Here is an 8021-nt window from a genome sequence, read left to right as displayed (position 1 = left end):
GGTGATGATGGCGGAGGGGACCCACGCGTTCCCATCTCGAACACGACCGTTAAGCCCTCCAGCGTCGATGGTACTTGAACCGCAGGGTTCTGGGAGAGTAGAACGTTGCCAAGCAGTACCCCTTTGGGGTGTTTTAAACTCCACAGGAGTAGTTATCAATTTTGGCCCTTAGCTCAGCTGGTTAGAGCGCACCCCTGATAAGGGTGAGGTCGGTGGTTCGAGTCCACTAGGGCCAACCATGATTCTTTAGTTATAGACAAGTCATAAGGGGCCATAGCTCAGCTGGGAGAGCGCCTGCCTTGCAAGCAGGAGGTCAGCGGTTCGATCCCGCTTGGCTCCACCATATTCCCTGATAGCTCAGTTGGTAGAGCACTCGACTGTTAATCGAGTTGTCACAGGTTCGAGTCCTGTTCGGGGAGTCCTAACCCATAAATACTAGGAGAAGTGTCCGAGCTGGCCGAAGGAGCACGATTGGAAATCGTGTAGGCGTCACAAGCGTCTCGAGGGTTCGAATCCCTCCTTCTCCGTTTCTTATAAATTAGACATTATGGCGGCGTAGCTCAGCTGGCTAGAGCGTACGGTTCATACCCGTAAGGTCGGGGGTTCGAGCCCCTCTGCCGCTAGTAGTTCGTTATATTGGAGAGATACCCAAGTGGCTATAAGGGGACCCTCTGCTAAGGGGTTAGACTGCGTAAGTGGTGCGAGGGTTCGAATCCCTCTCTCTCCGTTGTAAATTTTCATTCAGCATGGCCCGTTGGTCAAGTGGTTAAGACACCTCCCTTTCACGGAGGTAACAGGGGTTCGAGTCCCCTACGGGTCACCATTTTTATCTTAGGATTTCATTCCCATGGAGGCTTAGCTCAGCTGGGAGAGCATCTGCCTTACAAGCAGAGGGTCGGCGGTTCGATCCCGTCAGCCTCCACCATACATGTTCAACTTTATAAATGTGGAGCCGTGGTGTAGAGGCCTAACATGCCTGCCTGTCACGCAGGAGACCGCGGGTTCGAATCCCGTCGGCTCCGCCATTATAACAATTGAATACGCCGTTGTAGCTCAACTGGTAGAGCAACTGACTTGTAATCAGTAGGTTGGGGGTTCAAGTCCTCTCGACGGCACCATTGCTTTATGGAGGCTTAGTGAAGTGGCTAAACACGGCAGACTGTAAATCTGCTCTCTCCGAGTTCGGTGGTTCGAATCCATCAGCCTCCATTTCTTTACCTTTTAATGTGGCGGTCGTGGCGAAGGGGTTAACGCACCGGTTTGTGGATCCGGCATTCGCGGGTTCAAGTCCCGTCGTCCGCCCATTACTTATCATTGGGGATTAGCCAAGCGGTAAGGCAACGGACTTTGACTCCGTCATGCCAAGGTTCAAATCCTTGATCCCCAGTTTCTTTCATGAGTCATTAGCTCAGTTGGTAGAGCACCTGACTTTTAATCAGGGTGTCGTAGGTTCGAATCCTACATGACTCACCATTTGCCTTATTTACAGCATGCGCGTATGGCGGAATTGGCAGACGCACTAGACTTAGGATCTAGCGGGCGACCGTGGGGGTTCAAGTCCCTCTACGCGCATCATTCCTCAAAAATACTTGAGGAAACCCCATTATCATGCGGAAGTGGCTCAGGGGTAGAGCATCGCCTTGCCAAGGCGAGGGTCGCGGGTTCGAATCCCGTCTTCCGCTTTTTGGCGCTATAGCCAAGTGGTAAGGCAGAGCTCTGCAAAAGCTTTACCCCCAGTTCGAATCTGGGTAGCGCCTTCTGCCTTTAAGCAAGCCGGAGTGGCGGAATCGGCAGACGCACAGGACTTAAAATCCTGCGATAGGTGACTATCGTACCGGTTCAAGTCCGGTCTTCGGCATTATTTACCTCAATTTCATACGCGCCCTTAGCTCAGCTGGATAGAGTATTTGACTACGAATCAAAAGGTCGGGAGTTCGAATCTCTCAGGGCGCGCCACATATGCCGGCGTGGCGGAATGGCAGACGCGCTCGACTCAAAATCGAGTTCTCACGAGTGGAGGTTCGAGTCCTCTCGCCGGTATTTTTCTCGGGACGTAGCTCAGCTTGGTAGAGCACCTGCTTTGGGAGCAGGGGGTCGCATGTTCAAATCGTGTCGTCCCGACTTTTAACATCATGCGGGTGTAGTTCAATGGTAGAACTTCAGCCTTCCAAGCTGGTAGCGTGGGTTCGATTCCCATCACCCGCTTTAAACAAAAGGATCACCTTAGGGTGGTCTTTTTGTTTTAGCAGGCACAAATAAGAGAACACCAGGATGCTATTTTAGCATAGATAGCCCTTTGAGCGAATGTAGCGGAACATGGATACGCTATTTCATTATTTGGGTCGGCCAGTTGCCCCATTTAACCAAAATAGAACCCTGTAGTTCCCCTCAGTCATCTAAACCTCCTCATTTCAGCAGAATAAGGGACTGTAGTTCCCATATTAATCTCCCAATGCGGATGAGGTTTATGGATAAAGCATCAACTGTGAATATTTTAGCATAAGGACTAAGACAAACAGACAAGCATAGGCGAATATACATATACGGATTCATCAAAAGTTGATTATCAACTAGGAGGTGTTTCGGTATGGTTTTTTGGATAATCGTCGTTGTCATTGTTGTAATCGGTTTGTTAATCTGGGCTAGCAGGAAGAAGAAAACGGCGGTAGAATCAACAGCAGTGAAAACACATAAGGAGTGCTCGTACTGTAATGAGGAAATCGAAATCGATGCGGCAGTTTGCAAGTACTGCAGGGGGATTGTGGTAAGCTCAAGCTAACTCGATACATGATAAAGCAAAACACAAAAACCTGAGGCGAACTAGCCTCAGGTTTTTTGGGCATTCATGCTGCGTTGCGACTGTCGAAACACGTGCCTATCCTCCTAATAAATGACCGCTGGTTATGAAAATATTTATACTATTGGTCATAATTAATTTTATATATTGTAGATTAAAATAACAGATAATTAACATAAACCATACTATACTTATAATCACCCACGAAAATTATTGTACTCAAGGTCATTTTGTTAATTGAACAAACCTGTCGTTTCCTCTATACTTGGAAGATACAGCGTAAACATTAGCGATAAACGGAGATGACTCAATGAACCGTGAGGAAAAAAAGCGAGCAACGCGCAAAAAAATCATAGACACAGCGCTCGAACTGTTTGCGGAGCAAGGTTACGAAGCGACAACGGTTCATCAGATCACGGAGCGTGCTGGTGTTGCGAAGGGAACGTTTTTTAACTATTTTGCCACGAAAGAAGAAGTGTTCTGTGATATTCAGACATTCTGGGCGTCGACGGAGTTCGTTAAGCTAAAGGACAAAGTTGGGCCAATTCTCCCTCATTTGCGTGAGTTTCTTATCGAACTGGTGAGGCTCGTACCTTATACCCGACAACTTGCCCGTGCATTATTTCAAAGCAATCTTAGCAACGAGAAGTCACTGTCTAATCAGCTGGAGATGTTGGAAGAGCTGAAATTAGTGCTCATTCCTGTCATAGAAGAAGCACAAAAACGAGGAGAGTTCTCAACCGTTTTCCCGGCAGAAATGATAGCGGACCAAGCCATTCAAACGTATATGGGTGTATTAATTACCTGGGGCATGGGGATGGGCGATGAGAGGCTTAATACTCAAATGGCTGTTAGTTTTGAACTGTTTTTTCGAAGTTTGCAACCATAGATTCATTTCATTGGCGCTCCGGCCCAAAAAAGTGTAACATCATTGTAGTAAAAAAACATGCGCAAATTGCAGCAGTCGAAGGAGCTTGAACCAGTTGAATATAGAAGTAAACAATGAAGTACCCGCCAATTTTGAAGAGTTAAAAAAATCCGCGAATCGTTCATCCAATTGGAGAGAACGTCAGGAGGCTGTTGAACAGTTAGGTCAATGGAATGATCAACAGAGCATAAATATTTTGACACGTATGATGACCAGTGATGCCGTATATCCCATTCAAGAGCTGGCTTACCGCAAACTTAAAGCTTTTGGTGAAGATGTTCAACTGCCGCCACGGAAAAAAGGGGATTTGGTCAAAGGAGCAGGTAAGGTTTTCGTGCGCATTAAAAAGAGCTTGCCGGAAGGTCACACTTTTGAAGCATTCAAAGAAAAGCTCCAAAAAACCAGAACAGACGTTTACGATACGTACGAAGGGGACAAGGGCGCTGACTTTGATCAATGGTTGGAGACCACTTGGGCTTCATTGCTGAAGTAAGAGAAACGTATAATTTCCACGAATCTAACTCATATTATCGAAGTTACCAATCCATATCAAAGGAGACTTCGAGATGCAACAGCAAACACCATACAACAACATGAATCAAATGGCGCCTAATATGAACCATGGGGGACACGAGCTCTTTGATTTGCATGAAGTGTTAGCTTGTACCATTAATGTACTTGATCAGTTTATGATTTTCAGACAGTTCGTCCAAGATCCCGAGCTTCTGGACATTTTGGATCATCAGTACAGCTTCACCCTCTACCATTACAATTTAACGGCAGAGTGCTTTACTACAGGACAGAAGCCGAACCATGAGACGCAGACCTATATGATACGGAACCTGTCACAGCCCATCTATGGAATCAAGCCTACTCAGCCCAAAAAGCCGAATCAATCGCTGGCTGATGTGAAGGATGCTGGTATTAGCGCACATATGCTGGGGCTTATCAAGTCTCATGCCTCGCTATTAACGATGACCTCCGTTGAGGTGACGAACCCTACAGTGCGTCGCGTACTGGCTTCCCAAGTGCAGAATTTTATTGAGATGGCTTATGAAATTTTCTTGTATCAAAATAGAAATGCTTATTATCAGGTTCCACAACTTGGTACGTCCGATATGCAGAAAATGCTGAATACCTTCGTCCCGGCTCAGGGCATGCCGCAAATGCCTCCAAATAATCGGGCAACGATTCATTAAAAGATAAAGAACCAGCTGGGGTCCGCTTAGACCTCGGCTGGTTTTTTAGTTACTTCTTTTTCATGGCCATAGATGCAAAAGGGCATTTCGGAGCTACACTTTCATCGTCACGCAGAAAATATTGCTCCCACTCCAGATTGTCTGTTTGACCGTACCATTTGAGTGAGGGATGCGCAGGAACGCCGTCGTACTCGACCAGTTTCTGACGAATCAAGCTTTTCATATTGCGTCCGAAAACGGTAGAATCATTGATTTCCTCAAAAACCCATCGGGGCTGGAAGGTGATTAGAAAATAAGGCGTCCACCGGCTTCGGCGAACTTGATGGGCAGGTGTCCCGCAAAAGGCGAAGTATGGATGCCCACTATAACAGAACTCCCAAGCATGATGGGAGGGGTCTTGAGGGATGTGTGCGGGCCATGGGACTGGATCTTTGGCACTTACCCGGCTTAATACGGACCAAAAGACCTGTTCATAATCTTCTACAGTGAAATTAGCCGTCATGTCTTCTGGTGTTTCAAAAAATATAACAAGCGAAGCGTACCGGCCGGTATCACGGGAGCATTCACCGTATTGGTGCAGCAGCTGCGCAGTCTCGTCAATTGCTTGATCGGATCTGGGATCTGCTGCAAAGCCGAATCGCAAGCTATCGGTAAGATACCCCTGCCGCCCTGGGATGCAGGGGTACATGCGTTCATCATCGGCAATCATATGCCCGAACTTGTGAAAGGCATCTTGCTGCCAGTCAGGCAGCTCTTTTCCATTGTGATCCAGCCAACTTTTAGACTTCAAATGAACCATAACCAAACCCTCCTTCTTCCATTCGGAGCATAGTATGCTGAGTGGAAGAGTTGGGTGAATGCCTACATGATTTCTACGTCAATAGGTGAGCACTTGAACCCATTACATGCGCTCTCGGAGCACGGACAAGCAGACACCGCTATGATTAGATCCATTTCCGCCCGGAGCTCAATATAATCGCCAGCCTTCGATAGTGGACTTTCAACTGTAATTTCCCCCGACGGATGTATGACGGTATTCATAAATAGATTAACGGGGTAATGCTGATCAGGGGCATTAATTGCAAACTCGGCTAAAGCCTGATTCAGGTTATGATAGCAGCTTGCATGATCCTTTTTATTGTATAGCACCTCGTACATTTCGCTGCGGCAAGCTGGATTAATGAAATCGTGTTGACCTACGCGATCGGTTACTACCGTTAACATTGGCTTGTATGTATTAGTATAGAGCAGATCTCCTGGCTTCACTTTCAGTTTATGAAGAGCATCCATCGTAACTCCCGGGTCCAGCCGTTCTCTAAAGTCGTTATCACGATAGGCGACAAAATCAGCGACTTGTTCACCTTCTACATCGGTTATTCTAACCGTTTGACCCTTGCTGAGTTTGAATCCAAGTCCCTGTGTGGGCCGAATTCGCCATTTTTGTTTGATCATAGGTGCCTCCAACCGAGATAATGGAAATTACTTTAACAGTATGGCTTCAGCAAGAGTCTGTCATGCAAGAAAACCGGCAGAAACTGAAGCAGGGAGTTAAGAGTTTATTTTGCATCAAACCCATTACCTGTGTAAGATAATAGGGAATTACTATTTTTGGATGAGGGGGATTTCATGGTTTTCGGTGCACGTGTTTGGAAAACGGGTATCGCCGTTGCTTTGGCCTTATACATAAGTGCCTGGCTAAATTTTACTCCTCCTGTCATTGCCGCTGTTGCTGCTATTTTTGCTATGCAGCCTTCGATTTATCGGTCGTGGCGCTACTTTTTGGAGCAGCTGCAGACGAATATTCTTGGTGCGGCATTGGCCCTGCTGGCGGGTATGTTTTTCTCCAATAATGTCATTGCAATTGGCATTGTCTGTATTATTGTCATTATCCTCAGTCTTAGAATGCGTATGGAAGAAACGATAGGTCTTACTTTGGTTACCGTTGTTGCGGTGATGGAGGCTTCCGGTGAATGGGAGTTCGCGCTTAATCGGCTGCTTCTTAGTTTGATTGGTATTGGATGCGCCTTTGTGGTGAATATATTTTTCTTTCCGCCCAAGCCTAAGGAGCAATTCGCAGCACAGATTCAAACTATTTTCTCCAAAATGTCACTCCTTCTTCGCACAGTGATCTCCAACGAGATGAAAGAAACGGTGTTTCGGGAGGAAAAAGAAAGCCTTCGCAGCGGTCTCAAATCCCTGTCTGAAAAATACAGACTCTTGGAAGAAGAGATCAAAAAACTCAAAGGCAAGGGGAATGGCTTCAGCCGCATACGCGAGCTTGTTGTATACAAACAAAAGCTGCTTGCTATGTATAAAGGGCTAGAAGTGATTGAAGCCGTAGATGAACATTACTTTCAGGCTGCTCGAACTGAGGCGATTGACGACTATTTTGATCAACATATGGAAAAGTTAATAAAATTCCACGAACATGTGCTGCTGAAATTCGATGACAAACTGAAAGAAGACAGCACGGAAGGCATGGAAATGGAAGCTGAGAATGATCGCTTTATGACGGTTCTCATTGAGCGTTATACCCAACAACCGCAGGGATTGCTGCGTTTATCCGTAGTGGCTGCCGCTATGTATGACTATGGGCATCAAGTTGCACGATTAGATAAGCTTGTAGAGTATGATCATCGTGGTGAAAGTGAAGAAAGAGAACCCTTAGAATTACTGCTTAAAGGTATCAGGTTAAAATAGCTATTAGGTTAGCCCCCTGGAGCCTCCCAGTTGTCAGATGAAATCTGGTGCTGGGAGGTTCTTTTTATAAAATGAAGGACAAGGCTTGCTTTCCAAAATTGTATGTGCTATATTATGATTCTTGCTCCGAACGGAACAAGGCGCAAGCCGAGATTAAGATCTGAACGTGTTGAATAATTTCACGAATGGATGGAAAAAATAAAGCTTGCAATTGAAAAATAGATATGGTATATTACTTCTCGCTGCTTCGGTAACACGGCAGTGAACGAAAGAAATTGATCTTTGAAAACTGAACAACGAGTGAGTAAGCACAGTCGAGTAATCGACTATAAATGAGATGAATAATCTCGCTAGCAAGTCAATGAGTACAATCAGCTTTTCTATTATGGAGAGTTTG

The 8021-nt window shown here is 46.0% G+C and carries 7 protein-coding genes, 22 tRNA genes and 1 rRNA gene; 28 read left to right on the top strand and 2 right to left on the bottom strand.

Annotation, left to right across the window (positions count from 1 at the left end):
• From rrf to RQP52_RS36190, 27 genes are all read left to right on the top strand, one after another.
• A 5S ribosomal RNA gene (gene rrf, locus RQP52_RS36320) occupies positions 1–114 on the top strand; the annotation flags it as partial.
• Between the two features lie 48 nt (positions 115–162).
• Positions 163–239, top strand: a tRNA-Ile gene (locus tag RQP52_RS36315).
• A gap of 28 nt (positions 240–267) precedes the next feature.
• Positions 268–343, top strand: a tRNA-Ala gene (locus RQP52_RS36310).
• A 3-nt stretch (positions 344–346) separates the two neighbouring features.
• Positions 347–419, top strand: a tRNA-Asn gene (locus tag RQP52_RS36305).
• 19 nt (positions 420–438) lie between these two features.
• Positions 439–527 (top strand) — tRNA-Ser (locus RQP52_RS36300).
• 22 nt (positions 528–549) lie between these two features.
• Positions 550–623 (top strand) — tRNA-Met (locus tag RQP52_RS36295).
• Positions 624–638: 15 nt separating this feature from the next.
• Positions 639–727: transfer RNA gene (locus tag RQP52_RS36290), tRNA-Ser, on the top strand.
• 21 nt (positions 728–748) lie between these two features.
• Positions 749–823 (top strand) — tRNA-Glu (locus RQP52_RS36285).
• A 26-nt stretch (positions 824–849) separates the two neighbouring features.
• Positions 850–925: transfer RNA gene (locus RQP52_RS36280), tRNA-Val, on the top strand.
• A gap of 23 nt (positions 926–948) precedes the next feature.
• Positions 949–1025 (top strand) — tRNA-Asp (locus tag RQP52_RS36275).
• A gap of 17 nt (positions 1026–1042) precedes the next feature.
• Positions 1043–1118 (top strand) — tRNA-Thr (locus tag RQP52_RS36270).
• Between the two features lie 9 nt (positions 1119–1127).
• Positions 1128–1209, top strand: a tRNA-Tyr gene (locus tag RQP52_RS36265).
• Between the two features lie 20 nt (positions 1210–1229).
• Positions 1230–1302: transfer RNA gene (locus RQP52_RS36260), tRNA-His, on the top strand.
• A gap of 13 nt (positions 1303–1315) precedes the next feature.
• Positions 1316–1387, top strand: a tRNA-Gln gene (locus RQP52_RS36255).
• Positions 1388–1397: 10 nt separating this feature from the next.
• Positions 1398–1473: transfer RNA gene (locus RQP52_RS36250), tRNA-Lys, on the top strand.
• A gap of 19 nt (positions 1474–1492) precedes the next feature.
• Positions 1493–1572, top strand: a tRNA-Leu gene (locus RQP52_RS36245).
• A gap of 38 nt (positions 1573–1610) precedes the next feature.
• A tRNA-Gly gene (locus RQP52_RS36240) sits at positions 1611–1682 on the top strand.
• 4 nt (positions 1683–1686) lie between these two features.
• Positions 1687–1757, top strand: a tRNA-Cys gene (locus RQP52_RS36235).
• Between the two features lie 15 nt (positions 1758–1772).
• Positions 1773–1858, top strand: a tRNA-Leu gene (locus RQP52_RS36230).
• A 21-nt stretch (positions 1859–1879) separates the two neighbouring features.
• Positions 1880–1956: transfer RNA gene (locus tag RQP52_RS36225), tRNA-Arg, on the top strand.
• Between the two features lie 5 nt (positions 1957–1961).
• Positions 1962–2040: transfer RNA gene (locus tag RQP52_RS36220), tRNA-Leu, on the top strand.
• A gap of 7 nt (positions 2041–2047) precedes the next feature.
• A tRNA-Pro gene (locus RQP52_RS36215) sits at positions 2048–2121 on the top strand.
• Positions 2122–2134: 13 nt separating this feature from the next.
• A tRNA-Gly gene (locus RQP52_RS36210) sits at positions 2135–2205 on the top strand.
• A 382-nt stretch (positions 2206–2587) separates the two neighbouring features.
• Complete coding sequence (locus RQP52_RS36205) at positions 2588–2779, top strand: hypothetical protein (RefSeq protein WP_315956288.1); 192 nt, start codon at positions 2588–2590, stop codon at positions 2777–2779.
• A gap of 328 nt (positions 2780–3107) precedes the next feature.
• Positions 3108–3686 (top strand): TetR/AcrR family transcriptional regulator, encoded by a 579-nt coding sequence (locus RQP52_RS36200; RefSeq protein WP_157319810.1) that lies wholly within the window; start codon positions 3108–3110, stop codon positions 3684–3686.
• A gap of 94 nt (positions 3687–3780) precedes the next feature.
• A complete protein-coding gene (locus tag RQP52_RS36195; protein WP_315956287.1) occupies positions 3781–4218 on the top strand; it encodes a HEAT repeat domain-containing protein in 438 nt (145 codons plus the stop codon).
• Between the two features lie 73 nt (positions 4219–4291).
• Positions 4292–4924 (top strand): spore coat protein, encoded by a 633-nt coding sequence (locus tag RQP52_RS36190; RefSeq protein WP_315956286.1) that lies wholly within the window; start codon positions 4292–4294, stop codon positions 4922–4924.
• Between the two features lie 49 nt (positions 4925–4973).
• Here the strand turns inward: RQP52_RS36190 and RQP52_RS36185 are convergent, their stop codons facing one another.
• Together RQP52_RS36185 and RQP52_RS36180 are read right to left on the bottom strand one after the other, a co-directional pair.
• Positions 4974–5723 carry a YqcI/YcgG family protein gene (locus tag RQP52_RS36185; RefSeq protein ID WP_315956285.1) on the bottom strand — a complete coding sequence of 250 codons (750 nt, stop codon included), beginning with the start codon at positions 5721–5723 and terminating at the stop codon, positions 4974–4976.
• Between the two features lie 62 nt (positions 5724–5785).
• On the bottom strand, positions 5786–6373 hold the full coding sequence (locus RQP52_RS36180) for an urea carboxylase-associated family protein (RefSeq protein ID WP_315956289.1): 588 nt from the start codon (positions 6371–6373) through the stop codon (positions 5786–5788).
• A gap of 177 nt (positions 6374–6550) precedes the next feature.
• Between RQP52_RS36180 and RQP52_RS36175 the strand changes: the two genes are divergently transcribed.
• Complete coding sequence (locus RQP52_RS36175) at positions 6551–7624, top strand: FUSC family protein (RefSeq protein WP_315956284.1); 1074 nt, start codon at positions 6551–6553, stop codon at positions 7622–7624.
• Positions 7625–8021: the final 397 nt, after the last annotated feature.

It is taken from the genome of Paenibacillus violae (genome assembly GCF_032461945.1).
Classification (GTDB): domain Bacteria; phylum Bacillota; class Bacilli; order Paenibacillales; family NBRC-103111; genus Paenibacillus_E; species Paenibacillus_E violae.
Note: the sequence above shows the minus strand (reverse complement) of the source record. Positions and strands in the feature narration are given on the sequence as shown.

What these genes read in the sequence shown, in the direction of transcription:
- RQP52_RS36175 (WP_315956284.1), top strand. Translation starts at nt 6,551, where the DNA reads ATGGTTTTCGGTGCACGTGTTTGGAAAACGGGTATCGCCGTTGCTTTG.
- RQP52_RS36185 (WP_315956285.1), bottom strand. Translation starts at nt 5,723, where the DNA reads ATGGTTCATTTGAAGTCTAAAAGTTGGCTGGATCACAATGGAAAAGAG.
- RQP52_RS36190 (WP_315956286.1), top strand. Translation starts at nt 4,292, where the DNA reads ATGCAACAGCAAACACCATACAACAACATGAATCAAATGGCGCCTAAT.
- RQP52_RS36205 (WP_315956288.1), top strand. Translation starts at nt 2,588, where the DNA reads ATGGTTTTTTGGATAATCGTCGTTGTCATTGTTGTAATCGGTTTGTTA.
- RQP52_RS36200 (WP_157319810.1), top strand. Translation starts at nt 3,108, where the DNA reads ATGAACCGTGAGGAAAAAAAGCGAGCAACGCGCAAAAAAATCATAGAC.